The organism is Microbacterium forte (genome assembly GCF_031885415.1).
Taxonomy (GTDB): domain Bacteria; phylum Actinomycetota; class Actinomycetes; order Actinomycetales; family Microbacteriaceae; genus Microbacterium; species Microbacterium forte.
In genome coordinates, this window is the sequence record NZ_CP116871.1 from 2872770 (window position 1) to 2897289 (window position 24520).

Genomic DNA, 24520 nt, shown 5'->3' on the forward strand with positions numbered 1-24520 from the left:
AGAACAATGGAGTTTCCATGAAATTCGGCAAGAAGACCGCATTCGCGGCACTCGTGGCCGCATCCGCCCTCGTCTTCGCGGGCTGTGCCGGCGGCGGTGACGTCATCGAAGAAGGCAGCGGCGGCGACGGAGGCAGCGGCGACGGCGAGATGTACATCGCCATGGTCTCGAAGGGCTTCCAGCACCAGTTCTGGCAGGCCGTCAAGAAGGGCGCGGAGCAGAAGGCCGAAGAGCTCGGTGTCCGCATCACGTTCGAAGGTCCCGCGGCCGAGACCGAGATCGCACAGCAGCTCGAGATGCTGACCGCCGCGATCGACAAGAACCCGGATGCCATCGCCTACGCAGCCCTCGACCCCGAGGCGTGCGTCGCCCCGCTCGAGCAGGCGAAGTCGAAGGACATCCCCGTGGTCTACTTCGACGCCCCGTGCGACGGCGACGTGGGCCTTAGCCTCTCGGCCACCGACAGCAAGGTCGCCGGCGCGCTGGCCGCTGAGCACATGGCCGACCTGATCGGCGGATCGGGCGAGGTCGCGATCGTCGGCCACTCGCAGATCAACTCGACCGGTGTCGAGCGTCGTGACGGCTTCGTCGAGAAGATCGAGGCGGACTACCCCGACATCGAGATCGTCGACATCCAGTACGGCGACGGCGACCACCTGAAGTCGGCCGACATCGCCAAGACGCTGATCGCGGCGCACCCCGACCTCAAGGGCATCTACGGCACCAACGAGGGCTCGGCCATCGGCGTCGTCAACGCCGTGAACGAGCTGGGTCTCGAGAAGGGCAAGATCACGATCGTCGGCTTCGACTCGGGCGCAGCCCAGATCAACGCGATCAAGGACGGCACGATGGCCGGCGCCATCACGCAGGACCCGATCGGCATCGGCGAGCAGGTCGTGCAGGCGGCCTACGACGCGGCCAACGGCGACTCGGTCGACGAGTTCTACGACACGGGTTCGTACTGGTACGACAGCACCAACCTCGAGGACGAGGACATCGCAGCGGTCCTCTACGAGTGACCCGCTGAGATCACGGAGAAGCCCCTCGCCTTCGGGCGGGGGGCTTCTCTGCGTGTGCGGGGGTCAGATGCGGCGCAGGAAGGTGAGGATCGACGAGGGCTCGACGATGAGCTGCTGCAGGGCCTCGTTGAACGGCACTCCGGCGGGAGCGGCGAGGTGCGCCTGGAAGGCGGCCTCGTCGCGGTAGACCTCGTAGACGAAGAAGCGGTCGGGGTCGTCGACCAGCCGGGTCGCATCGAACACGACGTTGCCCTCTTCCGCGCGCACGACCTCGGCGAAGTCGCGCAGCAGTGCGGCGACGTTGTCGCCCTGCTCGGGGCGCGCGGTGAAGATCGCGTGCAGGATCGTGGGCTCGATCATGGGAGTGCTCCTCGGAGATGGGGATCAGGCAGACAGGGTGAGCAGACGCGCGGGGTTGGCGACCAGCATCCGCTCGACTGCATCCTCGCCCACCGCCGACCGCAACCGCGGGAGGCAGCGCTCGCCGAGGTAGGCGAGTCCCGGCATTCCGCCGTACGAGATGTACCGGGTTCGACGGGCGACGTCGCCGCCGAGAAGCACCCGGTCGACGGCGCCGAGCTCGACGACCCGCTCGGTCAGGGCGAGCAGCTCGGCATCCGACCTCGTGCGCGGGCGGGCGAAGCCGTCGTATCCCAGATAGGCGCCGCGCTCGGCGAGCGAGGCGTGCAGGCCGGCATCCGGGTCTCGGTCGGCATGCGCGAGCACGACACGATCGGATGCCACGCCCTCGGCCTCGAGAAGATCGAGCACCTCGTGGGCGGCGGTGCAGAACTCCAGGTGCACCATGACCGGTGCCCCGGTCGTTCGATGCGCGTCGGCGACCGCGAGCAGCGTCGTGCGCTCGAAGGTGCTGATGCTCCAGTAGTCGACGCCCGCTTTGAGCATCCCGGCGCGCACCACGGCGCCATCGGGTGCTGCCGCACGGGGGACGTCGGGCGTCTCGAACACCAGTGCATCGTCGACGACCATGCCGCGAGTCACCTCGGAGACGAAGAGCTCGGCGAGGCGCTCGACGCCCCACACCTGCAGCGGATGATCCGCACCGTAATGCGCCTCGCGGTGGCGCCCCGTCGTCGCGACGACATGCATGCCGGTTCCTGCGCTGATGCGGGCCACCGCCTCGGGGTCGCGCCCGAGGCCGAACGGAGTGGCATCGACCATCGCCGTGAATCCGCTGGCCTTCAGCAGCGCGGCCTCGCGACCCGACAGGTCTTCGTCGTCGAGCTCGTCGCCGACGAGCAGCGGCGAGATCTGGAACAGATGCTCGTGATAGTTCGTCGCCCCGAGCTGCGCCGGGTCGACGTCGCCGAGCACGGTTCGGATGACGGGCATCAGCGCACCGACTCGGCAGCCTCGGCGAGCCGCTCGACGATCTCGGGGGTGAGGTCGATCTCGAACACGTCGGCGACGACCTGCGACCAGCCGTGGATGAAGTAGCGCCAGCCGTCGATCACGTGCAGTGCGCGCTCGGCCTGCTGCCCGCGCGCCTGGTGCAGGAACTCCAGCGACCCGCGGTAGTTGAACTCCCACACCCACGCGTCGGTCGGGAACACGACGTCGTCGGGCAGCGGCGACCCGGGGCGGTCCTTGCCGAGGCCCGTGGCGTTCACGATCAGCGACCCCGCCGGGGCGGCCGCGACGATCGCCGCGGCATCCTGCACCGTGTCGGTGCGCACGTAGGTGATCAGCCCCTCGGGGGTGCCGTGCTGGCGGTGCACCTCGCGCAGGTGGTCGAGCTTGTCGTCGTCGCGGGCGGTGACGGTGATCTTCGCCGGAGCGTCCGCGCGCTCGGCCAGCGCCCAGCTCAGGGCCGTGCCGGAGCCGCCGGCGCCGAGGATCACGACCTCGGCACCCGTGCGGGCGAAGTGGTCGGTCGGGAGGAAGTCGTTCAGCGCGAGGTCGACCGTGAGAGGGTCCTTGGCGCGGCCGATCAGACGATCGCCCCGCTTCGAGATGCTCGAGATCTCGGAGCACGATACGGCGAACGGGTCGAGCTCGTCGAAGAGGTCGGATGCCGCCGCGAAGACGTTCATCTTGTGAGTCGTGACGAGTGCGCCGCGGTGGTGGGGGTCGTCGCGGATCTGCTCGACCATCGCGACGTACTGCTCAGGGGTGGCATCCATCGGCAGGTCGTGCCCGATGAGGTTCTCGGTGGGGAGCCCCAGCACCTCGGCCCACTTCGGGAACACCTTCATGATCGACGACGAGCCGGTGCTCACGCCGACGAAGCCCATGTAGCCGCCGGTCGTGGTGGGGGGAGTCTCGGTGATGGTCATGGCCTGGTCCTTCAGAGTCGGGGAGAGACGGGGTGGGCGGGGGAGCGCCCTGCGAGCACGGCGAGCACGTCGTCGAGCGACATCGAGCCCATGTTGTCGACGGCCTGGGTCGTCTGGGCGCCGAGGTGCGGGGTGACGGTCACCCGATCTGCGAGGTCGTCGGCGAGCAGCGGGCTCGCACTCGCCGCGGTGTCGCCGTTCAGGGTGTCGGCGGCGTATGCACCCAGACGGCCGTCGCGCAGGGCGTCCGCGATGGCCGCCTCGTCGACGAGGTCGGGGCGCGCGGTGTTCACCAGGATCAGGCCCGGTCGGATGCTGTCGAGCCGCGCCGCGTCGACCAGCGTCTGTCCACCGGGGGCGTGCAGGGTGATCAGGTCGGCCGAGCGGAACAGCGCATCGAGATCGGTCGGCTCGGCACCGCTCTCGACGATGACGTCGGCCGGGAGGAAGGGGTCGGTCGCAAGAACCCTCGAGCCGAAGCCGCTCAGGCGACGGGCGACGCCCTGACCGATGCGTCCGAAGCCGACGATGCCGACTGTCGCAGCACCGAGCTCCCGCCCCCGTCGCACGCTCCAGTCGCCCGCGCGCACCCGGCGATCGCCGTCGGGGATGAACCGGAGTGCCGCGAGCATGAGACCGACGGCATGGTCGGCGACAGCATCCGCGTTCGCGCCCGGGGTGTTGGTCACGGGGATGCCGCGTCGCAGCGCCGCATCGAGATCGACGGCCTCGGTGCCGACGCCGTAGCGGGCGACGACCCTGAGGTTCGGAGCGGCCGCGAGGTGCTCGTCGGTCACCGGCCCCGTGCCGGCGATCCACCCCTCGGCTGCCGCGAGCAGGGGCGCGAGCTCGGCGAGACCGTGGTGCGCGGGTCCGCGGACGACCTCGTGACCCGCGGCCCTGGCCCGCCCCACGAGGTCGAGATCGCCGTCCGAGAACGACCGACTCGTGGCGAGGATGACGCCCATCAGCGCTCCTCGGCCGGCGGCGCGGCGGTGAACCACGGCTCGAGGGCCGCGTAGGCGTCGACGAAGCGGGCATGCCGCTGCGCGTGCACGGCGTGCCGACCGGCATCCGGTGCGAACTCCGCCGTGACCTCGCTGAGCGCCCTGGCCGCCGAGAAGTCCGCGAGCCCGAGCCCGACCGCACCGGTGACCGCGGCGCCGAGGCTGTTGGCCTCTTCGACGATCGTGCGGCGGCGGATCGGCACGCCCCAGACGTCGGCGAGGATGCCGAGCCACGCGTCGCTCTGCGCCCCGCCGCCGACCGCGTCGATGCGGTCGATCGCGGCTCCGGATTCGCGGAAGGCCTGGATGCAGGTGAGCAGGTTGTAGGCCACGCCTTCGAGCACGGCCCGCGTGAGGTGCGCGCGGGTGTGGTGCCGCCCGATGCCGACGAAGGCGCCCCGGGCGTGCGGGTCCCACAGGGGAGAGCGCTCGCCGAGGAGATAGGGCAGGAAGTAGAGGTCTTCCGTGTCGAGGTCGCCGCCGGCCTCTGCGGTGAGGCGCGCGGTGTCGGGGTGGGCGGGGTCGGGCGAGAGCGCCTCGGCGATCCACTGCACCGATGCCCCGCCGGCCTGCATGGTGGCGGTGGGCACGAACGAACCGGGCACGACGTTGTCGAAGGTCATGGTGCGCATCTGAGGGTCGTGCAGCGGGATGAGGCTGGCGAACGAGATCCACGACGACGTGCCCAGGCACACGTAGGCGCCGTCTTCGGGGGCGACGATGCCCGAGCCCACAGCGGCGAGCGGTCCGTCGCCGCCTCCCATGACCACGCGGACCGATGTCGACAACCCGAGGGCATCCGCAGACGCGGTCGTGAGCGTTCCGGCGACGGTCGTCGACTCGAGGATCTCGGGGAAGAGCGCGGCGTCGAGGCCGGCGGCGGCGAGAACCTCGGCCGACCACGTGCCCCGCAGCTGGTCGTAGGCGTTCGTGCCCGAGGCGTCGGAGCGCTCTGTCGCGAGGCGTCCGGTGAGCCGGTAGACGATGTAGTCCTTGGCGACGCAGAAATGGCGCACCCGAGCCCAGACATCCGGCTCGTTGTCCCGCACCCACATGATCTTCTCGATCGAGTACGTCGGGTTCAGACGGTGGCCGAGCGCGCGATACGCGTCCGCGGCGCCGAGCCGTTCTTCGAGCGCGCGGGTCTGCGCACCCGAGCGCGTATCGGCCCAGATGATCGCGGGGCGCACCGGCTCGCCGTGGGCGTCGAGCAGCACTGTGCCCATCATCTGGCCGCTGACGACGAGGCCGACGACGGTCTCGGGGGCGACTCCCGCGCGGACGAGCAGCTGCCGGGTCGCCGAGGCGACGGCATCCCACCAGTCCGCCGGATCCTGCTCGGCGATGCCGCCGGCGGCGAAGTGTGCGGGGTAGGGCACCGTGACCGAGGTCACGAGGCGCCCGTCGTCGTGGTGCAGGGACGCCTTGTTGCCGGTGGTGCCGAGGTCGTGCGCGATCAGCATGGCCGAGCCTATTCCGCGGAGGGGGACGCGGAATAGGGGCGCAGGTCGACGCCCTCGGCCGAGCGATACGCCCGGGAGCCCATGCCGTGCTCGAGCACCCAGCCGTAGTCGTGGCCGGCGCCGCCCGGATACACCGCGAGGAACGCATAGGGCTCGTCGCCCGTGTTCACCGACCGGTGCGCCCATCCGGGCGGGATGTAGCCGATGGTGCCCGGGAGCATGTCGAGCCACTCGGTGCGCTCGCCGTCGAACATGAGCAGACCGCCGCGGCCCTTCAGCGCGAGGTAGATCTCGCCCTGGTGGTTCGGATGCTGGTGCCCCTTGGTCATCCAGAGCTCACCCGAGGTGTCGCCGGGCATGATCGTCGTGATCGACTGCGGCAGCTCCCGGTCGGCCTCGGGCACGGGCGAGCTGGTCACCGTGTAGACGACGGGATCGTCGCCGGCGGATGCGGCGGCCCAGGCATCCGCGTCGAGGAACAGGCCCTCGAGGTCGGACATCCGGCGCGTGAGGGTGGGCCCCTCGGGCGAGAGCGTGAGCTTCTCGGCGTCGAACGCGATCGCCATCGGCGAGATCGGAGGGGTGTGGAACTGGGGCATCGATGCTCCTCGTGCGGGTGCTGCGGCGCTGCGCAACCTGTAATGACAAGTCGAGTGTACCTGTTATGACAAGTGGCGTCCAGTGCTCGGATGCGCGGGGCTGAGCGCGCGGGTGTGGGCGCGGGTGGCGGGGCCGCTGCCGGCGGGACGCGAGATCAGGAGGATCGACCCGAATCAGGCGAGAAGGGCGAGAATCATCCTGATCTCGACGCATTCTCCTGATCTCAGGATGCTGCGTGCAGCGCGCGTGCGAGGTGGGACCTGCCGTCGCGGACCGCCCCGGACGCCACCTCCTCGACCCCCGGATATTCGGCGTGGCCCGCGGGGAGGACGGCGAGTTCGAGCATCCGAGCCGCGTTCGCGACGCCGAACTGTCCGGGCGGCGGCACGTACGGGTCCCACAGCGCCGCCTCGACGCGCACCGGGATGCGGGCGAAGCCGAGGGCCGTCGAGGCGTCGAACAGGCGCAGCACTTCGCGGGCCTCCGGATGCGCCGCGACGTGGTCGCGCACAGTCTCGCCGCTGCCGACGCAGTGCACGGCGAGGCGCTCGTCGTACTGTCCGAAGCTCGGCACGATGAGGGTCGCCCCGACGTAGCGGTCGTCCCACGGCAGGGCGAGCGCGCCGATGCCGCCGCCGAAGCTCTCGCCGACGTAATAGAGGGGCAGGGCGCCGACGAGGGTGGTGAGAGCATCCGCAGCGAGCCAGAGGTCTCGGGCGCAGAGGCCGAGCACGTACGAGTCCGGGCTCTCGATCCCGGACAGCACATGCTCGGCCTGGGGTGCGGGGGCGCCGACGCCCGTGTTCAGCGTGGGCAGCCCTCGGGCGACGGGGAAGATCGCGGCCGCATCGTCGGGTATGCGAGCGAGGTCGACCGCATCCCGTCCGCCGTAGCCGTGGCTGTGCACGACACCGACGCGCGCCGGGGCGGCGAGGGGGTCGACCAGCCAGGCGCGCAGGCGGGTGCCGTCGACTCCCGCATGCTCGATGACCGACACACGTCGGCCGTGCGCGGTCTCGGCGGACAGCACAGTGGGTGCGGCATCCACCGTCTTCGCCTGCTGTCGCCAGCCCTGCCACCGCTCGGCGAATCCGTCGGGTGCGGCGACCGGAGCGATCGCACGGAGCGTGCTCAGCGTGTGGCCGTAGCTCGCGTCGAACTCGGCGTCGGCGAACCAGATGTCGTAGGGGGAGGGGGAGATGCTCATCGGTCACCGAGGCTACCGGCCGACATCATGAGAGTGTGCCGAGATCAGGAGCATCCCGCGGAGAACCTCCTGATCCGGCGCGGTTCTCCTGGTCTCAGGCGGGGCCGCGGACGACGCCGAGGGCGCGTCGGCTCAGGCCCGGTCGGGCCACGGCGCAGGGCTCAGGCGCGTGCGCGCCGCGCGCGATAGGCGGCCACGGCGTTGCGGTTCGTGCAGGTCGTCGAGCAGAAGCGCTTGGAGCGGTTGCGCGAGAAGTCGAGCGCGAGTGCCTCGCAGGTGTCGTCGGCGCAGATGGAGATGCGTGAGCCCTCATCGGCGCGGATGACGTCGATCAGCGCCATGGCGGTCTCGATCAGCACGCGCTCGGCGAGCGGGCGTTCGTCGGCGACGGCGTGCAGGTGCCAGTCGACCCCGTCGTGGCGCACCAGTCTCGGCGCCAGATGCGCCTCGGCGAGAGCGGCATTGACGTGCTCGGCCATCTCGTCGCGGGGCGCGAGCAGCATGGCGCGCAGGCGCGGGCGCAGGTCTCGCAGCGAAGCCAGCTCGGCCTCGTCCCGGTCGAGCCGGCCGGAGTAGGGGAAGTCGGCGAGGAAGGCGTCGTAGTCGGCGAGCGTCTCGAGAGTTTCCGGGTCCTCTGCCGAGTTCACCAGCCAGACGGCCGAGCGCAGAGCCTCCTCCGTGTCATCGGTGAAGTTCATGTTGACACCTTACATCCCGCGAGAGTAGCGTCACCTGTCATGAGCAAGGTTGCAAATGACATCGTTGCGCCGGGTGTGCGGTTCGGTCTGCCCCTGGCGATCGGCGCGGCCTTCGCGTTCGGGATGTCCGGCGCCTGGGCTCGAGGACTCATCGACGCGGGATGGACCCCCGGTGCGGCAGTGACCGCGCGGGTCTGGGTCGCTGCTCTCGTGCTGCTCGTGCCGACGATCATCTCGCTCCGGGGTCGCTGGGGAGTGCTCAGGAAGAACGCGGGCATGGTCGCCGCCTACGGACTCCTCGCCGTCACCGCCACGCAGCTCTGCTATTTCCAGGCGGTCGCCGTGATGGATGTCGGCCTCGCGCTGCTCATCGAGTACACGGCCCCGATCGCCGTCATCCTCTGGCTGTGGATCCGGCGGGGTGAACGGCCGAGTCGCCGCAGTGTGATCGGCGCGGCCATCGCCTTCGTCGGTCTCGTGCTGATGCTCGACATCATCACCGGTGCCGAGGTCAACGTCGCCGGCATCCTCTGGGCGCTCGCCGCGATGGTCGGCGCCGCGACGTACTTCCTGCTCTCGGCCAAGGCCGACACCGGCCTGCCGCCGATAGCGCTCGCCGGAGGAGGGCTGCTGCTCGGCGCCGTCGCTCTCACGATCGCCGGCCTCGTCGGCATCCTGCCCATCGCCTGGACGACCGATGACATCACCTACCGCTTCGGCACCGTGCCGTGGTTCGTGCCGGTGCTGGCGATCGGCCTCATCGCCACTGCCCTCGCCTACGTGCTCGGCATCGCATCGACCCGGATGCTGGGCTCGCGCCTCGCATCCTTCGTCGCACTCTCCGAAGTCGTCGCCGCACTGCTGTTCGGCTGGCTGCTGCTCGGACAGCTGCCCGACCTGCTGCAGGCTCTCGGCGGAGCGCTCGTGCTCGTCGGAGTGGTGGTCGTGAAGCTCGGCGAGCCGCGCCCTGCGGAGTTCGTCGAACCGGTTCCGGATGCGGTGGGGGTGCCGCAGCGGTAGTCACACGCGGGGGTGCCGGTGCGTGGTCACATTCGCACCTCTGGGCGGCTCTTCGGATGCTCCTTTGACCACCCACCGGGCGTGGGATGCTCTTTTGACCATCCGCCGATCGGGCTGCGCGCACGCCGGGGCCGCGCGGCTCCGGCCATCGGGGCACTCAATGTATACGTCTAGCCACTGATTCAGTGACTCGGTCCGCAAATGCCGCTTCTATGTATACACTGAGGGCATGAGCTCTGTCGCCGATCGCACCACCGCGAGCGACCGAGCCCACGCGGCACTGCTGGAGGAGATCCAGTCGGGCGCCCTCCCCGCCGGGTTCGTGCTGGGCGAGGTCGAGCAGGCCGCTCGCCTCGGCATCAGCCGCACGCCGATGCGCGAGGCCCTGCGCCGCCTCGCGGCCGACGGCCTGGTCGTGCAGCAGTCGCCGCGTGTCACCGTGGTCGCAGACCTGGATGCCGACGACATCCGCGCCCTCTTCGAGATCCGCCGCGCGCTCGAGGAGACCTCCGCCAGACTCGCCGCCCAGCGAGGGGATGCCTCGCTGTTCGCCGCGCTCGCCGACGAATTCGCGCACGTCGATCTCGCCGCCGTCGAAGGCCGCGACGCGTACTACGCCCTCATCGCCCGCTTCGATGCCGCTCTCGACCAGGCCGTCGACAACGACTACATCGCCTCGGCGCTGCGCACCGTGCGCACCCACCTCGTGCGGGTGCGGCGCATGGCCCGCGACAAGCCCGACCGCCTCGCGGCCTCCGCGGCCGAGCACCGCACGATCGCCGCAGCGCTCGGTGCGCGAGACGGCGACCTCGCCGCGCACGCCACTCACGTGCATCTCCACAACGCGCTCACCGGCATCCTCGACTCCCTGACAGCCAACCCAGAAGGTGTGAAATGACCGTCACCCACCACGTCCGCGTGCACCGCAGCGACGAGAACCTCGCTCGAGAAGACCAGCTCGCCTGGAAGATCGCCGAGGTCGCCGCCGACCCGGTCGAGGTCGAGCAGGACGTCGCCGACATGATCATCAACCGCATCATCGACAACGCGTCGGTCGCCGCGGCATCGCTCACCCGCGGCCCCATCAACGCGGCCCGCGCCCAGGCGTTCAGCCACCCCGTCTCGACCGGCGGCATCGGCGCCACGGTCTTCGGCGCGGCGCTCGACCACCGCACCAGCCCCGAGTGGGCGGCCTGGGCCAACGGCGTCGCCGTGCGCGAGCTCGACTACCACGACACGTTCCTCGCGGCCGAGTACTCGCACCCGGGCGACAACATCCCGCCGATCCTGGCCGTCGCCCAGCACGTGCAGGCCGACGGCCGCGCGCTGCTGCGCGGCATCGCGACCGGCTACGAGATCCAGATGGACCTCGTGCGCGCGATCTGCCTGCACAAGCACAAGATCGACCACGTCGCCCACCTCGGCCCGTCGGCCGCCGCCGGCATCGGCACCCTGCTCGGGCTCGACGTCGAGACGATCTACCAGGCCGTCGGTCAGGGCCTGCACACCACCACCGCCACGCGACAGAGCCGCAAGGGCGAGATCTCGACGTGGAAGGCGCACGCCCCGGCCTTCGCGGGCAAGCTCGCCGTCGAGGCGGTCGACCGGGCGATGCGGGGGCAGACCAGCCCCGCCCCGATCTACGAGGGTGAAGACGGCGTGATCGCCTGGATGCTCGACGGCAAGGATGCCGCCTACGAGGTGCCGTTGCCCGCCGCGGGCGAGGCGAAGCGCGCGATCCTCGACTCGTACACGAAGGAGCACTCGGCCGAGTACCAGGCGCAGGCGTGGATCGACCTCGCCCGCAAGCTCGGCACCGAGAACCCGGCACTGCGCGACCCCGCGAACATCGAGGCGATCGTGCTGCACACCAGCCACCACACGCACTACGTGATCGGCTCTGGCGCGAACGACCCGCAGAAGTACGACCCGACGGCCTCGCGCGAGACGCTCGACCACTCGATCCCGTACATCTTCGCTGTCGCCCTGCAGGACGGCGGTTGGCACCACGTCGACTCGTACACGCCCGAGCGGGCCGGTCGCGAAGACACCGTCGCTCTGTGGCACAAGATCACCACGGCCGAGGATGCCGAGTGGACGCGCCGCTACCACTCCGAAGACCCCAATGTGAAGGCGTTCGGCGGTCGCGTGGAGTTCCGCCTGACCGACGGCACGACCGTGGTCGACGAGATCGCCGTCGCCGACGCGCATCCGCTCGGCGCGCGCCCGTTCGCCCGCGCCAACTACATCGCGAAGTTCCGACTGCTGGCCGAGCCCGTGCTCGGGCCGGCCGAGATCGAGCGGTTCCTCGAGCTCGTGCAGCGCCTGCCCGAGCTCACGGCCGCCGAGGTCGGCGAACTGTCGATCATCGCCAAGCCCGGCCTGCTCGACGCGGCGGATGCTCCGAAGGGCCTGTTCTGATGAATCTCACCGCGTTTCGTCTCGGTCCGCTTCGTGGGCCTCGCTCAACGACCGAGGGCATTGCGTTTCGTCTCGGTCCGCTTCGTGGGCCTCGCTCAACGACCGAGGGAGCGGGACCCCCGGTCGTTGAGCGAGCACGGCGAAGCCGAGCGAGACGAAACGCGGTATCGATGCGCGACACGCTTGAGGAGAACTGATGCTGTACTCGCACGTCACCCCGGCCGAGAAGCGCCGCCTGTTCCGCGAACGCCTCGCGAGCGGCGAGCTGCTGCGGTTCCCCGGTGCCTTCAACCCGCTGAGCGCCCGCCTGATCGAGCAGAAGGGATTCGACGGGGTCTACATCTCGGGCGCGGTGCTGTCCGCCGAGCTCGGGGTTCCCGACATCGGCCTCACCACGCTGACCGAGGTCGCGGGGCGGGCGAAGCAGATCGCGCGCATGACCGATATCCCGGCGATCGTCGACGCCGACACCGGTTTCGGCGAGCCGATGAACGTCGCCCGTACGATCCAGGAGCTCGAGGATGCGGGCCTCGCCGGCACCCACATCGAAGACCAGATCAACCCGAAGCGCTGCGGCCACCTCGACGGCAAGAGCGTGGTCGACGAGAGCACGGCGATCCGTCGCATCCGAGCGGCGGCCGACGCCCGTCGCGACCCGAACTTCCTGATCATGGCGCGGACCGACATCCGCGCCGTCGAGGGGCTCGATTCCGCGATCGACCGCGCCAAGGCGCTGGTGGATGCAGGGGCAGACGCCGTGTTCCCCGAGGCGATGCGGACGCTCTCCGAATTCGAGGCGATGGCGACCGCACTCGCCGTGCCGATCCTGGCCAACATGACCGAGTTCGGCAAGAGCGACCTGTTCTCGGTCGACCAGCTGCGCGACGTCGGCGTCAACATGGTCATCTGGCCTGTGTCGCTGCTGCGCATCGCGATGGGCGCGGCGGGCCGTGCGCTCGATACGCTGAACGAGGAGGGGCACCTCACCTCGAAGCTCGGTGAGATGCAGCACCGTGCCGATCTCTACGACCTGATCGACTACGAGTCCTACAAGCAGTTCGACTCGGGCGTCGCAGGTTTCACCGTCACGAAGGAGTGAGCATGACCGAGCCGGACATCAAGAAGGGCCTCGCCGGGGTCGTCGTCGACACGACCGCGATCTCGAAGGTCAACCCCGAGACGAACAGCCTGCTCTACCGCGGCTACCCCGTGCAGGAACTGGCGGCGACGCAGCCCTTCGAGGCGGTCGCGTACCTGCTCTGGCACGGAGAGCTGCCGGATGCCGCACAGCTGGCGGCTTTCCGCGCGACGGAGCGTGAGCACCGCGCGCTGGCAGACAACGTGAAGACGGCGATCGACCTGGTGCCCGTCGAGGCCCACCCGATGGACGAGGTGCGCACGGCGGTCAGCCTGATCGGCGCCTCTGACCCGAACGCGGGCGGATCGGTGCTGGATGCCGGCGGCAGCCCCGAGCAGAACCTCGAGCGCAGCATCCGTCTGTTCGCGGCGCTGCCGGCGATCGTCGCCTACGGTCAGCGTCGCCGCCGAGGGGAGCAGCTCATCGAGCCCCGCGACGACCTCGACTACTCGGCGAACTTCCTCTGGATGACGTTCGGTGAGGAGCCCGATCCGGTGGTCGTCGATGCGTTCAACCGCTCGATGATCCTGTATGCCGAGCACTCGTTCAACGCCTCGACGTTCACAGCCCGCGTGATCACCTCGACCCTCAGTGACCTCTACTCGGCCGTGGTCGGAGCGATCGGCGCGCTCAAGGGCCCGCTGCACGGCGGTGCCAACGAGGCCGTGCTGCACATCTTCGACGAGATCGGCGAGGCCTCGAACGTCGTGCCCTGGCTCGACGACGCCCTGGCCGAGAAGCGCAAGATCATGGGCTTCGGTCATCGCGTCTACAAGAGCGGCGACTCGCGTGTGCCCACCATGAAGGCCGCTCTCGACACTCTCGTCGAGCACTACGACCGCCCCGAGGTGGCCGAGCTGTACGACGCGCTCGAGTCGGAGTTCGTCGCGCGCAAGGGCATCTACCCGAACCTCGACTATCCGTCGGGCCCTGCCTACAACCTCATCGGCTTCGACACCCTCACGTTCACGCCGCTGTTCGTCGCGGCGCGCGTGACCGGGTGGACCGCGCACGTGATCGAGCAGGCCGGAGCGAACGCGCTGATCCGCCCGCTGTCGCTCTATGACGGCGTCGACGAGCGTCACATCGAGGACTGAGCAGGGCACCGGCCCGGGTCAGCGCACCCGGGTCGGGTGCTCGTCGGATGCCGCGCTCGCCGCGGCGGTGGTGATCAGCTCGCGCGGGCGAGGTTTCCCAGCTCGGCGCCGGACGCATCCTTGATCACCAGGACGTCTCCGTCGATCTCGACCGCGCGGATGCCGCGCATCCAGTCGTCGACCCCGGGGCAGGCCTTGAGAGTCGATGCGAACCGGGCGAGGTCGACGCGGTCGCCGTTCACCGAGTAGGTCGTCGTGATGCCGTTGCATCCGTCGCTGCCGTGCACCGTGCCGTCGGCGGCGAACTCGAGGTGCGGCTGGCCCGAGGAATCCTCGCCCCACAGCCCGACGAGCTTCTCGATGACGGCGTCGTCGTCGCTGCTCGAGGTGGGTGCGCCACCCGGTGCCCCCGTCGCGCAGGCCGCGCCCATCAGCGCGAAGGCTCCCAGAATCGCGAGGCCGACGAGGTTTCGTGCTCTGCGGTGGGTGCTCATGCTGGCCATGCTAACGGTGCCGCCTGCGAATGCGATCGCAGTCTCGATCCGGCCGGGGCCGATCGGTTCGCCCTGTCGGACGACGACGCGCGTGCGCGCTTATCGCACAGAGGACGTCCAGGTCAAGGGGTGAAATTCCGGTAAACAATTTCCCCATTCTGTGGATTTACTGGGTACTCTTCTAGAGATCCCTGTTCGTCCCGACGGACAGGATCCTGCTTGTCGGGGGGCCAGCGTCGCAGTTCACGCCTCCACCGGGAGGCGAACGGTTCTGTGTGCATCGCACACTGCCGGATATGAAACTGACTGACGATCCGTGACCAGCAAGGACATACATCACATGAAGCACAGAGTGACAGGCCGACGCCCATTGGCGTTGACGGCCGCCACCACGCTCGCCCTCTCGGGCCTCTTCCTCGGAGCGCCTGCGGCGTTCGCTGAAGATGGCACCGAGCCGACGCCCGCTCCGACCACGGCGTCGGAGACGGCTGCACCGGTCGAGACCGAAGCACCCGCCGAGGGAGTCTCCGAGCAGCAGGCTGCCGACATCGCGAAGGCGAGTGCCGAAGCGGGAACAGAGCTGGTCGCACTCGGTGAGAGCGCCGATGGCGGCAACGTCGTCGTCGTGACCGCCGACAGCACGGCCAGCGACTCCGCGATCAAGGGCATTGCGGCAGACCGGGGCTTCCCCGACGCTGAGGTCGTCAAGGTCGACCGCACTCTGACGTCGTTCGCCGAAGGCGATGTCGTCGGCGGCCAGGGCTACCTGTCGGTCAGCCCTGACCTCGAGAGCTTCGTCGCCGGCGAGCCCGGAAGCGCGGCTTGGGCCTGCTCCGTGGGCTTCTCCGCGTTCACGCCCACGGGTGGTCCTGCTCTCCTCAGCGCCGGGCACTGCGCCTTCGGTGCGAGCGATGAGAAGCTCACCGACACGACGCTGACCGTTCCCGGAGAAGAGCCCGCAGTCGGCGGCGAAGGCGCCCTGCCCGACACGATCGACCTGCTCGGCACGTTCGGCTTCGCCCAGTTCGGCGGCGCGGACGGTGGCCTCGGTTCGAACGGCGAGAGCACCGCAACCGACATCTCGGTCATCGACCTCGACGAGGCCGCAGGCTGGAACCCGGTTCCCGCGGTCACCGACTGGACCACGGCCGGCGACTCGCTCAGCTCGCTCGCTGACAGCGTCATCGAGATCAAGTCCGTCGCCGCTCCGGCGCTCGGTGAGGTCTCGAAGAGCGGTCGCACGACCGGCTTCACCACCGGTGTGGTCGACGGAGACGACATCCTCGATGGCTGGGCGAGCATCGACGGACACTGGGTGCGCGGCTTCTCGAGCAACACGCTCGCAGGCCCCGGTGACTCGGGTGGCTCGGTCATCCAGGGCGATGCGGCCGTCGGCCTCATCAGCGGTGGATCCGAAGCGACCGAGACCGAAGAGCAGTTCACCTGGGCGGCATCGCTCGTGACGGCTCTGCCGCGGACCGGTGGCTACGAGGTCGCACTCGACATCGACGCGCCGGTCATCACCAGCCCGACCGATGGCGCAGAGGTGCAGCCCGGAACGACCGTCACCGGAACCGCTCCCGGAGCGACCGAGGTCACGGTCAGCGGCTTCGGCGCAGACCAGACGGTCGCCGTCACGGACGGTGCCTTCTCGTTCGTCGGACCCGTCGAGCTCGGGGAACAGGCCATCACGGTCACCGCGCGCAACGGCTTCAGCGCCTCGGACAGCACGACGATCGACGTGACCGTCGTGCCGGCTCCGCTCGTCGCGCCTGTCATCACCTCGCCGGCTGACCGCACGACGGTCACCGAAACCGTCACGGCGATCAGCGGCACCGGCCTGCCGACCACCGCCATCACGGTCACGGATGCCGAGACCGACGACGTGCTCGGCACGACCGAGGTCGCCGCAGACGGTTCCTGGACCGTCGACGGACTCTCCTTCGAGTACGGCGAGCACAGCGTCGTCGTGACGCAGACCCGCACGATCGACGGCGAAGAAGAGGTCTCGCCTGAGGCCACCTCGACGTTCGCCGTCCGCCCCGTCTCGCCGGCCGTGACCTCGGTCGCGAACGGCGCGGAGTTCGCCCACAACGACGGTCCTTCCGGACTCGCCGGCTCGGGCATCGACGGCGCGACCGTCACGGTGAAGCTCAACGGCGCTGAGCCGACGTCGGCGAACACGGCTGCTCTCGCGGGCGCCTTCGCCGCCGCGAGCGGCACCTTCACGGCCACGGTCGAGGACGGCGCATGGAGCGTCGACTTCGGTGCGGCTCTCGAGTCGGGCACATACACGGTGTCGGCCACGCAGGCCATCGACGGCGTCTCGTCGGCTCCGACCGACCTGGCGTTCGCTGTCCTCGCGGCCCCGGTCGCCGGTGGTGGCGGAGCAGCTCCCGGTGACGGTGGCGCAGCGGCACCCGGTGACGGCGGACTCGCCGTGACCGGTGCCGACCTGCTCGTCCCGCTCTCCGCCGCAGCCATCGCGCTCGCGCTGCTGTCGGGTGGACTGCTGCTGGTCTTCCGTCGTCGCCAGCTCATCGAGAGCTGACACGCTGATCACCTCCTGAGGGTGTGACCGGCTTCGGCCGTGAACCCCTCGCCGAGAAGCCCGGTATCGAAAGATGCCGGGCTTCTTCGCATCTCCGGGACGCCGCCGTCTCCACAGCGCCGCAGTCTGCGGGGTGCCGCGTGCGCCGACGAGCGGATGCCGTGAGCACAGCGGAAGGCCCGGCATCGGACTGCGATGCCGGGCCTTCTGCTATCCAGGCGAGCCTCAGGCGAGTTCGATCACCGACCACGACAGCGGCGGGAGCGTCGCGCGCACGGCGCCGTCGACGACCTCTGCGGCTGCGAGCGGCACCATGTGCACGGCATCCTGCGTGGTCTCGAGGTTCGCGGTGCGGCGGTCGCCGCCCTCGGGGATCGTCAGCGTCTCGGCGTTCACGACGCGGAGCCCCGTGAGACCGCGCAGCTCGACCGTCAGGTCGCTCTCCTCGTCGAGCGAGCGGTTCGCGACGAAGACGACGACGCGTCCGGTCTCCTCATCCCACGTCGCCGCCGCATCGACCGCGTCGACGCCGCCGTAGCGCTTCGTCTCGATCTGCGGTGCCGACACCGCGAGGCGCAGGATGCGACCCTTCGCGAGGCGAGCCATGCGCTCGAACGGCCAGAAGCTCGTCTGACGCCAGGCCGGACCGTTCTCCTCCGAGCGGATCGGCGCGATCACGTTGACGAGCTGCGCCTGGTTGGCGATCTTCACGCGGTCGCCGTGGCGCAGCAGGCTGTTGAGCAGCGTGCCCACGACGACGGCATCCGTCACGTTGTACGTGTCCTCGATCAGACGCGGGTGCTCCCGCCAGCCCGACTTCGCGACCTCGCCGGCCTCGACGTCGTTGTACTTCACCTGGTCCCACACGTTCCACTCGTCGAACGAGATGTCGACCTGCTTGGTGTGCTTGCCCGCGGCCTTCACGGCGTCGATCGTCGCGATGACGCCGTCGATGAACGCATCCATATCGACCGACTCGGCGAGGAACGACTCGGCGTCGCCGTCGTGCTCCTGGTAGTAGGCATGCATCGAGACGAAGTCGACCTCGTCGTAGGCGTGCGTGAGCACCGTGTGCTCCCACGTGCCGAACGTCGGCATCGACCGCGCAGACGAGCCGACCGCGACGAGCTCGATCGTCGGGTCGACCAGCTTCATGGCCTTGGCCGACTCCTGCGCGAGGCGGCCGTACTCGGTCGCGGTCTTGCCGCCGATCTGCCACGGTCCGTCGAGCTCGTTGCCCAGGCACCACAGCTTGATGTCGAACGGCTTCTCAGCGCCGTTCTTGCGACGCAGGTCCGACCAGTAGGTGCCGCTCGGGTGGTTCGCGTACTCGACGAGCGACCGTGCCTCTTCGACGCCGCGGGTGCCGAGGTTGATGGCCTCCATGACCTCGACGTCGGCCTCCTTCGCCCAGTCCATGAACTCGTGCAGCCCGAACGCATTGGTCTCGATGGTGTGCCATGCCCCGTCGATGCGCACGGGGCGGTCTTCGACCGGGCCCACTCCGTCTTCCCAGCGGTAGCCGGAGACGAAGTTGCCCCCGGGGTAGCGGACGACGGTCGGACCCATCTCCTTCACCAGGGCGAGCACGTCCTGACGGAAGCCCCGCTCGTCGGCCTGCGGGTGGCCCGGCTCGTAGATGCCGGTGTACACGCAGCGCCCCATGTGCTCGACGAACGACCCGAAGAGCCTTCGGGGGACGTCGGCGATAGTGAAGTCGCGATCGATGGTGATGCGGGCCTTGCTCATTGCTCTCCTTGATTGTGGCTTGTGGGGGACTACTGACCGCCGAAGCCGCTGGTCGCGACTCCCTTGACGATCTGCTTCTGGAAGATGATGAACACGATGATCAGCGGCAGCGCGGCGAGCACGGCCTGCGCCATGACCTGCGCGTACTGCACGCCGTAGGCGCTGATCACCGTCTGCAGGCCGACCGGCAGCGTCATCAAAGTGGTGTCGTTGATGACGAGGAACGGCCAGAGGAAGTTGTTCCACGCGCCGATGAAGACGAAGATCGCGACGGATGCCAGGATCGGCCGCGAGAGCGGCAGCACGATCGACCAGAAGATGCGCAGGCGGCTGGCGCCGTCGACGCGGGCCGCGTCTTCGAGCTCGATCGGGATCGCGTCGAAGAAGCGCTTGAGGATGAACACCATCGCCGGGGCGACGACCTGCGGCAGGATCAGGCCCCAGTAGGTGTCGATCATGTTGAACGCGAGCATCTCGTAGAACAGCGGGATGATCAGCACCTGCGGCGGCACGACGATGGAGGCGATGATGACGACGAACAGCCACTTGCGGCCCGTGAAGTCGAGCCGGGAGAACGCGTAGGCGGCGAGTGCCGAGATCGTCAGAGTGATCAGGGTCACTGCGACCGACGTCCACAGGCTGTTGAACGCCCAGGTGTAGACGTTGCCCTGCGACAGGATCGCCGCGAAGGCCTCGACGGTCGGGCCCGAGGCGCCGATCCACGACGGGTCGCCGCTGGCGGCATCCGTCTCGGTCTTGAAGGCGGTCGCGACCGCCCAGAGGAACGGCAGCAGCCAGCCGATCGCGAGGATGATCAGGACGACGAGGGCGCTGATGCGCAGCGCACCGAACGGCTTCTGACCTGGCAGGTGCGAGCGGCGGGCTCGCGCCGGCTTGGCGGTGGTGATGGTCTCGGTGAGTGTGGCGGTGGACATCACAGCTGCGACTCCTTCCGGCGGCGCATGATCAGAGCCTGCGCGACGCCGATGATGACGATGAGAGCGAAGAACACGTAGGAGATCGCGGCCGAGTAGCCGAATCGGTAGCTGACGAAGCCGGCCTCGTAGATGTACTGCACGATCGAGCGGGTGGTGTCGCTCGCGACGCCGCCGAGCATCTGGTACGCCTGATCGAACAGCTTCAGCGATGCCAGGATCTGCAGGATCAGGATCAGCACGGTCGCCGGTCCCAGCTGGGGGAGCGTGATCGACCAGAACTGCCGCCACGGGCCCGCGCCGTCGAGCGATGCGGCCTCGTACTGCTGCGGCGGGATGTTCTGCATCGCGGCGAGATAGAGAAGGAAGTTGAATCCGACCGTCCACCAGATGGTGGCGATGACGATCGACAGCATGTTGGTGTCGGGGTTCTGCAGCCAGGCCAGCGGCTCGAGGCCGAAGAACTCGAGGATGTTGTTCGCCGCGCCGATCTGCGGGTTGAAGATCCAGACCCAGATCTGCGAGATCACGGTCGAGGCGAGCAGATAGGGCATGAAGAACGACAGCCGCCACAGCCACTGGCCGGGAAGGCCGCGATCGACGAGAGCGGCCATGAGCAGCGCGATCACGACGAGCGGCACGGTCGACAGCAGCGTGAACCACACCGTGTTGCCCATCGACTGCCACATCTTGGGGTCGGCGAGCGCCTCGGCGTAGTTCGCGAAGCCGATGAAGGAACCGCCTGCCCCTGTGAGCGACTGGTCGGTGAAGCTGAGGATGATGCCGTGCACGATCGGCCACGCGAGGAACAGCACGAACGCGAGGAGGAAGGGCGCGAGGAACGCCCAGCTGATGAGCTGCTCGCGGTTGCGGGAGGAGCCGGCGCGTCGAGCGGGCAGGGCCGACTTCGAGCCGGTGACGATGGTGCGCGTGGAGTCCGTCGCGGTGGTCATGATGCGAACGTCCCCTCGGGGTCGGCCGGGTTGGGCTGCCGGAGGAGTGTGTTCACGCGGGCCTCGAACCGGTCGATGGCCGCCGCGGGGTCGTCGCCCGAGAGCAGCACCCCCTGCACGGCGGCGCCGAACTCGCCCTGGAAGCTCGACCCCGAGCCGGTGAACCACGCGGTGGGGTCGTAGACGACATGCTGCGCGGCCTCGGCGTAGTTGGCCTGGGGAATGAGGTCGGCGTACTCGGGCGATTCGGTGACCGGGAGGAAAGCAGGGATGTGCCCTGCCTCGGCCCACCCGAACGACCCCTTCAGCATGTCGGCGACGAACCGGTAGGTCAGGTCGCGCTTCGCGGGATCGGCGTTGGTCTGATGCGGCAGCACGAACGAGTGCGAGTCGGCGTAGACCGCCGGCGTGCCGAACAGCGTGGGGATCATGGTGGCATCCAGGGGCAGTTCGGCCGCCTGCATCGTGCGCAGCTCCCACACGCCGGTGAACAGCATCCCGCTCTTGCCTGTGGCGAACTCGGCCACCGCGCTGCCGTAGTCGGCCTGGGCGAGGGCGATCTCCCCGTCGAGCAGGGTGCGCATGAGCGTCAGAGACGCGACAGCGGCGTCCTTGTCGATCACGGCCTTGCCGCCGGCCGGCAGTTCCATCGCACTGCCGTGCTGCGAATAGAACGTGTAGAAGAGACGCCACATCTGGGCGCCGTCGCCGAGGTAGCCGTACGAGAGCGCGTGACCCTCGGCCTGGCCCCCGATGGCGCGCAGCTGATCGAGGAACTCCTCAGGAGAGGAGGTCTCCTGCAGTCGGCCGTCGCTGTCGAGCACACCGGCCGCGTCGCAGATGTCGGTGTTGAACATCGCGACGAACGGATGCGCGTCCAGTGCGACGCTGTACATGTTCTCGCCGACGAAGCCCTTCTCCCAGATCGGCTTCGGGAACGTCGAGGCGTCGACTCCGAGGTCTGCGAGCCGGTCGAGGTCCCAGGTGTCGAGCAGGCCACCGGGTGCCCAGCCGACCGTGCGCGTCGCGTGCATGATCGCGACGTCGGGGGCCCGGCCGCCGGCACCCGCCATGGCGAGCTTCGTGTAGTACGGGGTGCCCCACGCGAGCACCGTGGGGCGGATGCGGTAGTCGCTCTGCGCCGCGTTGGCGGCGTCGAGCAGCTGCGACATGGTCACGCCGTCGCCTCCGGAGAGCAGATGCCAGAACTGCAGGGTCGTGGTGTTCGAACCGGGGACGGTGCCAGGGGCGCAGCCGGCGAGCAGCGCCGCGGCGGCCGTGACGGAGGCGGCAGTCAGGAACTGCCGCCGAGACAGATCGAGCGGGGGCGTCATCGTCACTCCTTCGTGACAGCGGGCGGGGTCGGGTCTCATCATTACATCGATGTAATCGGCCGCGCAAGAGCGAAGTCCGCAACCCGCGTGAGCCGCAGGGCCCACGGGCGGAGAACGCTGCGCGGGTGCGTGTCAGGGGCGGTGGCCGCGCGGGCGGCCCCGTGTGCTGTCACGCTCGAGCAGGTGATGCGACAGGGTGAGCGCCCGCGGCGGGGCGGAGCGGTCGTCCATGCGCGATTCGAGCAGGGTGAGCGCCGCATCGGCGAAGGCGCGGCGGTCGAAGGCGAGCGTCGTGAGCGACGGAGACGTATAGCGCGAGAACTCGACGTCGTCGAAGCCCGTCACGATCACGTCCTCCGGCACGTTCACACCGTGGTCGTGCAGTGCGTGGAGCGCGCCGAGCGCGAGCGAGTCGGTGAAGGCGATGATCGCGTCGAACGCCACTCCCCGTCGGAACAGCGTCTGCACGCCATCCGCCCCGCCGGTCATCGACCACGGCATCGGATTGATCTCCAAGGCGGTGTCACGGGGGATGCCGGCCTCCCGAAGCGCGTCGTGCACTCCCTCGAGTCGCAGACGGCCCGTCGCGGTCGCGACCGACGGATCGTCGTCGGCGCCGATCACGGCGATGCGCGTCGCTCCGCGAGACAGCACGTGCCTGGTCACATCGGCCGCGGCTCGGCGGCTGTCGATGCGCACATGGTCGGCCCTGTTCTGCTCCACCTCGCCGAGCACGACGAGAGGGGGCAGCCGGTCGGCGTACTTCAGCACGCTGTCCTCGAGGCGGATGGGGTTCAGGATCAGTCCGTCGACCAGGTGCGCGCGAGCCCGGGAGACGAGCTCCCTCTCACGTTCGGGGTCGGTCGCGGTCTCCTCGATCTGCACGGCGAGGCCGCGATCATGCGCGGCGTCGACGATGCGGTGCATGAGCTCGGCCGAGAACGCGGTCGCGAGGTCGGGCAGGGCGACGGCGATGATGCCCGAGCGGCCCTTGCGGAGTCCTCGGGCGTTGAGGTTCGGCACGAAGTCGAGCTGCGTCATCGCGGCCTCGACCCTGAGCTTGGTCTCCTCGCGCACGGCGACGGTGCCGGTGACCACGTTCGAGACCGTCTTGGGTGAGACGCCCGCGAGTGCGGCGACGTCCTTCATCGTCGCGCGCGGCGGCGGCATCGCTGTCATCCGGTCAGCCTATCCACCGGCTCGCCCGCGAGCCCGCCGCGCCGCGGAATGTCCGCACTCGCTGACTACTATGGCCCGATGACCATCGAACGCAACTGGGCAGGCAACCTCACCTACCGTGCATCCGCCGTCGAGCACCCGGGCTCGATCGACGAGCTGCGGCATCTGCTCGCCCGGGGCGGAGCCGTGCGCATCCTCGGATCGAGGCACTGCTTCAACGACATCGCCGACACCGACGGCCTGCTCGTCGCCCTCGATCGGCTGCCCGTCGTGTTCGAGGTGAACGATGCGCGTGACGCGGTGCGCGTCTCCGGCGGGCTGCGCTACGGCGACCTCGCTCCGCTGCTCGACGCCGAGGGACTCGCGCTCGCCAACCTCGCCTCGCTGCCCCACATCTCGATCGCCGGCGCAGTCGCGACCGGCACGCACGGCTCGGGCGACGCCATCGGCTCGCTGGCCTCGGCGGTGCGCGCGCTGACGATCATCACCCCGGCGGGGGAGACGCGCACCCTCGCCCGCGGCGACGACGACTTCGACGGCGCGGTCGTCAGCCTCGGTGCGCTGGGTGCGGTCGTCGACGTCACGCTCGATGTCGAGCCCACCTACGAGGTGGCACAGCACGTGTTCGAGCATCCGTCGTGGGATGCGATCCTCGCCGACTTCGACGAGGTGACGAGCATCGGCACGAGCGTCAGCATCTTCTCGCGCTGGGAGCACACCGACTTCGCCGACCAGATCTGGGTCAAGCAGCGCCAGCCCGAGGCCCGGGAGCTCGCCCGTGACGACCTCTTCGCCCGATTGGGGGCGGAGCCGGCGACCGCCAAGCGGCATCCGATCATCGGCGTCGATCCTGTCGCCTGCACCGAGCAGCTCGGCGAGTCGGGACCGTGGTTCGAGCGCCTCGCGCACTTCAAGCTCGAGTTCACGCCGTCGGCCGGCGCCGAGATCCAGAGCGAGTACCTCGTGCCCCGCGCCGACGCCGTCGCCGCGATCCAGGCGGTGCGCACGCTCGCCGGTCAGATCGCGCCGCTGCTGCTCGTGAACGAGATCCGCACGGTCGCCCCCGACTACCTCTGGCTGAGCTCGTCACAGGGCACGGATGCCGTCGGCATCCACTTCACCTGGAAGCCCGATGAGTCGGCCGTGCGCGCGTTCCTGCCCACGCTGGAAGCGGCACTGCCCGAGACCGCCCGCCCGCACTGGGGCAAGGTCTTCACTCTCGATGCCGCAGAGGTGCGCTCGCGCTATGCGCGGTGGGATGACTTCGCCGCCCTCGCGCGGCGCTTCGACCCCGAGCGTCGTCTCGTGAACCCGTACCTCGAGCGCCTGGGGCTGTAGCGGGATCCATTGCACCACCC

Annotated in this window: 22 protein-coding genes; 8 read left to right on the plus strand and 14 right to left on the minus strand. The window is 69.4% G+C overall.

All coding sequences use genetic code 11. The annotated features are described in order from the left end of the window. Positions 1 to 17: 17 nt before the first annotated feature. Positions 18 to 1019, plus strand: a complete 1002-nt coding sequence (locus OB895_RS13910; protein ID WP_042541376.1) for an ABC transporter substrate-binding protein — start codon at positions 18 to 20, stop codon at positions 1017 to 1019. A gap of 63 nt (positions 1020 to 1082) precedes the next feature. Here OB895_RS13910 and OB895_RS13915 read toward each other — a convergent pair whose 3' ends face one another. The 8 genes from OB895_RS13915 to OB895_RS13950 all read right to left on the minus strand — a co-directional run bounded on the left by OB895_RS13915 (position 1083) and on the right by OB895_RS13950 (position 8291). After that, positions 1083 to 1379, minus strand: coding sequence for a putative quinol monooxygenase (locus OB895_RS13915; RefSeq protein WP_079113647.1), 297 nt, complete (start codon positions 1377 to 1379; stop codon positions 1083 to 1085). Between the two features lie 24 nt (positions 1380 to 1403). Then, positions 1404 to 2372 carry a phosphotriesterase family protein gene (locus OB895_RS13920; RefSeq protein ID WP_079113646.1) on the minus strand — a complete coding sequence of 323 codons (969 nt, stop codon included), beginning with the start codon at positions 2370 to 2372 and terminating at the stop codon, positions 1404 to 1406. Continuing rightward, complete coding sequence (locus tag OB895_RS13925) at positions 2372 to 3316, minus strand: shikimate dehydrogenase family protein (RefSeq protein WP_079113645.1); 945 nt, start codon at positions 3314 to 3316, stop codon at positions 2372 to 2374. The genes OB895_RS13920 and OB895_RS13925 overlap by 1 nt, the downstream gene beginning before the upstream one ends. Positions 3317 to 3327: 11 nt before the next feature. Further along, positions 3328 to 4284, minus strand: coding sequence for an NAD(P)-dependent oxidoreductase (locus tag OB895_RS13930; RefSeq protein WP_079114071.1), 957 nt, complete (start codon positions 4282 to 4284; stop codon positions 3328 to 3330). Next, positions 4284 to 5786: a xylulokinase gene (gene xylB, locus OB895_RS13935; RefSeq protein ID WP_079113644.1), complete on the minus strand. Its 1503-nt coding sequence runs from the start codon at positions 5784 to 5786 to the stop codon at positions 4284 to 4286. Before xylB ends, OB895_RS13930 begins: the two co-directional genes overlap by 1 nt. Positions 5787 to 5794: 8 nt before the next feature. After that, on the minus strand, positions 5795 to 6385 hold the full coding sequence (locus tag OB895_RS13940; RefSeq protein ID WP_079113643.1) for a glucose-6-phosphate isomerase family protein: 591 nt from the start codon (positions 6383 to 6385) through the stop codon (positions 5795 to 5797). 224 nt (positions 6386 to 6609) lie between these two features. Next, a complete protein-coding gene (locus tag OB895_RS13945; RefSeq protein WP_079113642.1) occupies positions 6610 to 7593 on the minus strand; it encodes an acetylxylan esterase in 984 nt (327 codons plus the stop codon). Between the two features lie 161 nt (positions 7594 to 7754). Next, positions 7755 to 8291, minus strand: coding sequence for a CGNR zinc finger domain-containing protein (locus OB895_RS13950; protein ID WP_079113641.1), 537 nt, complete (start codon positions 8289 to 8291; stop codon positions 7755 to 7757). Between the two features lie 39 nt (positions 8292 to 8330). Here OB895_RS13950 and OB895_RS13955 point away from each other — a divergent pair, with 39 nt between their 5' ends. The 5 genes from OB895_RS13955 to OB895_RS13975 all read left to right on the plus strand — a co-directional run bounded on the left by OB895_RS13955 (position 8331) and on the right by OB895_RS13975 (position 13967). Further along, positions 8331 to 9311 carry an EamA family transporter gene (locus OB895_RS13955; RefSeq protein ID WP_079113640.1) on the plus strand — a complete coding sequence of 327 codons (981 nt, stop codon included), beginning with the start codon at positions 8331 to 8333 and terminating at the stop codon, positions 9309 to 9311. Positions 9312 to 9540: 229 nt separating this feature from the next. Continuing rightward, positions 9541 to 10209: a GntR family transcriptional regulator gene (locus OB895_RS13960; protein ID WP_079113639.1), complete on the plus strand. Its 669-nt coding sequence runs from the start codon at positions 9541 to 9543 to the stop codon at positions 10207 to 10209. Next, the gene (locus OB895_RS13965; protein ID WP_079113638.1) at positions 10206 to 11732 is read left to right on the plus strand and encodes an MmgE/PrpD family protein; all 1527 of its coding nucleotides are present in this window, start codon (positions 10206 to 10208) and stop codon (positions 11730 to 11732) included. Before OB895_RS13960 ends, OB895_RS13965 begins: the two co-directional genes overlap by 4 nt. 196 nt (positions 11733 to 11928) lie before the next feature. Next, on the plus strand, positions 11929 to 12831 hold the full coding sequence (prpB, locus tag OB895_RS13970) for a methylisocitrate lyase (RefSeq protein ID WP_079113637.1): 903 nt from the start codon (positions 11929 to 11931) through the stop codon (positions 12829 to 12831). Between the two features lie 2 nt (positions 12832 to 12833). Then, complete coding sequence (locus OB895_RS13975; RefSeq protein ID WP_079113636.1) at positions 12834 to 13967, plus strand: bifunctional 2-methylcitrate synthase/citrate synthase; 1134 nt, start codon at positions 12834 to 12836, stop codon at positions 13965 to 13967. Positions 13968 to 14041: 74 nt separating this feature from the next. Here the strand turns inward: OB895_RS13975 and OB895_RS13980 are convergent, their stop codons facing one another. Next, positions 14042 to 14461 (minus strand): META domain-containing protein, encoded by a 420-nt coding sequence (locus OB895_RS13980; protein ID WP_194285965.1) that lies wholly within the window; start codon positions 14459 to 14461, stop codon positions 14042 to 14044. 340 nt (positions 14462 to 14801) lie between these two features. Between OB895_RS13980 and OB895_RS13985 the strand changes: the two genes are divergently transcribed. Next, entirely contained in the window at positions 14802 to 17012 is a 2211-nt protein-coding gene (locus OB895_RS13985) for a S1 family peptidase (protein ID WP_311877950.1), read from the plus strand. 225 nt (positions 17013 to 17237) lie between these two features. Here the strand turns inward: OB895_RS13985 and arfA are convergent, their stop codons facing one another. The 5 genes from arfA to OB895_RS14010 all read right to left on the minus strand — a co-directional run bounded on the left by arfA (position 17238) and on the right by OB895_RS14010 (position 23162). Then, a complete protein-coding gene (gene arfA / locus OB895_RS13990) occupies positions 17238 to 18761 on the minus strand; it encodes an arabinosylfuranosidase ArfA (RefSeq protein ID WP_079113633.1) in 1524 nt (507 codons plus the stop codon). A gap of 29 nt (positions 18762 to 18790) precedes the next feature. Then, on the minus strand, positions 18791 to 19696 hold the full coding sequence (locus OB895_RS13995) for a carbohydrate ABC transporter permease (protein WP_042541398.1): 906 nt from the start codon (positions 19694 to 19696) through the stop codon (positions 18791 to 18793). Then, positions 19696 to 20649, minus strand: coding sequence for a carbohydrate ABC transporter permease (locus tag OB895_RS14000; RefSeq protein ID WP_042541399.1), 954 nt, complete (start codon positions 20647 to 20649; stop codon positions 19696 to 19698). Before OB895_RS14000 ends, OB895_RS13995 begins: the two co-directional genes overlap by 1 nt. Continuing rightward, positions 20646 to 21983 (minus strand): extracellular solute-binding protein, encoded by a 1338-nt coding sequence (locus OB895_RS14005; protein WP_079113632.1) that lies wholly within the window; start codon positions 21981 to 21983, stop codon positions 20646 to 20648. Before OB895_RS14005 ends, OB895_RS14000 begins: the two co-directional genes overlap by 4 nt. A gap of 132 nt (positions 21984 to 22115) precedes the next feature. Then, the gene (locus OB895_RS14010) at positions 22116 to 23162 is read right to left on the minus strand and encodes a LacI family DNA-binding transcriptional regulator (protein ID WP_042541401.1); all 1047 of its coding nucleotides are present in this window, start codon (positions 23160 to 23162) and stop codon (positions 22116 to 22118) included. A 78-nt stretch (positions 23163 to 23240) separates the two neighbouring features. Here OB895_RS14010 and OB895_RS14015 point away from each other — a divergent pair, with 78 nt between their 5' ends. Continuing rightward, positions 23241 to 24500 (plus strand): D-arabinono-1,4-lactone oxidase, encoded by a 1260-nt coding sequence (locus tag OB895_RS14015; RefSeq protein ID WP_079114070.1) that lies wholly within the window; start codon positions 23241 to 23243, stop codon positions 24498 to 24500. Positions 24501 to 24520 lie beyond the last annotated feature (20 nt).

Excerpts from the sequence above, each read along its gene's own strand:
- OB895_RS13940 (WP_079113643.1), bottom strand. The coding sequence starts at position 6,385 with ATGCCCCAGTTCCACACCCCTCCGATCTCGCCGATGGCGATCGCGTTC.
- OB895_RS13995 (WP_042541398.1), bottom strand. The coding sequence starts at position 19,696 with ATGTCCACCGCCACACTCACCGAGACCATCACCACCGCCAAGCCGGCG.
- xylB (WP_079113644.1), bottom strand. The coding sequence starts at position 5,786 with ATGCTGATCGCGCACGACCTCGGCACCACCGGCAACAAGGCGTCCCTG.
- OB895_RS13965 (WP_079113638.1), top strand. The coding sequence starts at position 10,206 with ATGACCGTCACCCACCACGTCCGCGTGCACCGCAGCGACGAGAACCTC.
- OB895_RS13945 (WP_079113642.1), bottom strand. The coding sequence starts at position 7,593 with ATGAGCATCTCCCCCTCCCCCTACGACATCTGGTTCGCCGACGCCGAG.
- OB895_RS13955 (WP_079113640.1), top strand. The coding sequence starts at position 8,331 with ATGAGCAAGGTTGCAAATGACATCGTTGCGCCGGGTGTGCGGTTCGGT.
- OB895_RS13920 (WP_079113646.1), bottom strand. The coding sequence starts at position 2,372 with ATGCCCGTCATCCGAACCGTGCTCGGCGACGTCGACCCGGCGCAGCTC.
- OB895_RS13950 (WP_079113641.1), bottom strand. The coding sequence starts at position 8,291 with ATGAACTTCACCGATGACACGGAGGAGGCTCTGCGCTCGGCCGTCTGG.
- OB895_RS13910 (WP_042541376.1), top strand. The coding sequence starts at position 18 with ATGAAATTCGGCAAGAAGACCGCATTCGCGGCACTCGTGGCCGCATCC.
- OB895_RS13975 (WP_079113636.1), top strand. The coding sequence starts at position 12,834 with ATGACCGAGCCGGACATCAAGAAGGGCCTCGCCGGGGTCGTCGTCGAC.
- arfA (WP_079113633.1), bottom strand. The coding sequence starts at position 18,761 with ATGAGCAAGGCCCGCATCACCATCGATCGCGACTTCACTATCGCCGAC.
- OB895_RS14005 (WP_079113632.1), bottom strand. The coding sequence starts at position 21,983 with ATGACGCCCCCGCTCGATCTGTCTCGGCGGCAGTTCCTGACTGCCGCC.
- OB895_RS14015 (WP_079114070.1), top strand. The coding sequence starts at position 23,241 with ATGACCATCGAACGCAACTGGGCAGGCAACCTCACCTACCGTGCATCC.
- prpB (WP_079113637.1), top strand. The coding sequence starts at position 11,929 with ATGCTGTACTCGCACGTCACCCCGGCCGAGAAGCGCCGCCTGTTCCGC.
- OB895_RS14010 (WP_042541401.1), bottom strand. The coding sequence starts at position 23,162 with ATGACAGCGATGCCGCCGCCGCGCGCGACGATGAAGGACGTCGCCGCA.
- OB895_RS13930 (WP_079114071.1), bottom strand. The coding sequence starts at position 4,284 with ATGGGCGTCATCCTCGCCACGAGTCGGTCGTTCTCGGACGGCGATCTC.
- OB895_RS13980 (WP_194285965.1), bottom strand. The coding sequence starts at position 14,461 with ATGAGCACCCACCGCAGAGCACGAAACCTCGTCGGCCTCGCGATTCTG.
- OB895_RS13985 (WP_311877950.1), top strand. The coding sequence starts at position 14,802 with ATGAAGCACAGAGTGACAGGCCGACGCCCATTGGCGTTGACGGCCGCC.
- OB895_RS13925 (WP_079113645.1), bottom strand. The coding sequence starts at position 3,316 with ATGACCATCACCGAGACTCCCCCCACCACGACCGGCGGCTACATGGGC.
- OB895_RS13915 (WP_079113647.1), bottom strand. The coding sequence starts at position 1,379 with ATGATCGAGCCCACGATCCTGCACGCGATCTTCACCGCGCGCCCCGAG.
- OB895_RS13960 (WP_079113639.1), top strand. The coding sequence starts at position 9,541 with ATGAGCTCTGTCGCCGATCGCACCACCGCGAGCGACCGAGCCCACGCG.
- OB895_RS14000 (WP_042541399.1), bottom strand. The coding sequence starts at position 20,649 with ATGACCACCGCGACGGACTCCACGCGCACCATCGTCACCGGCTCGAAG.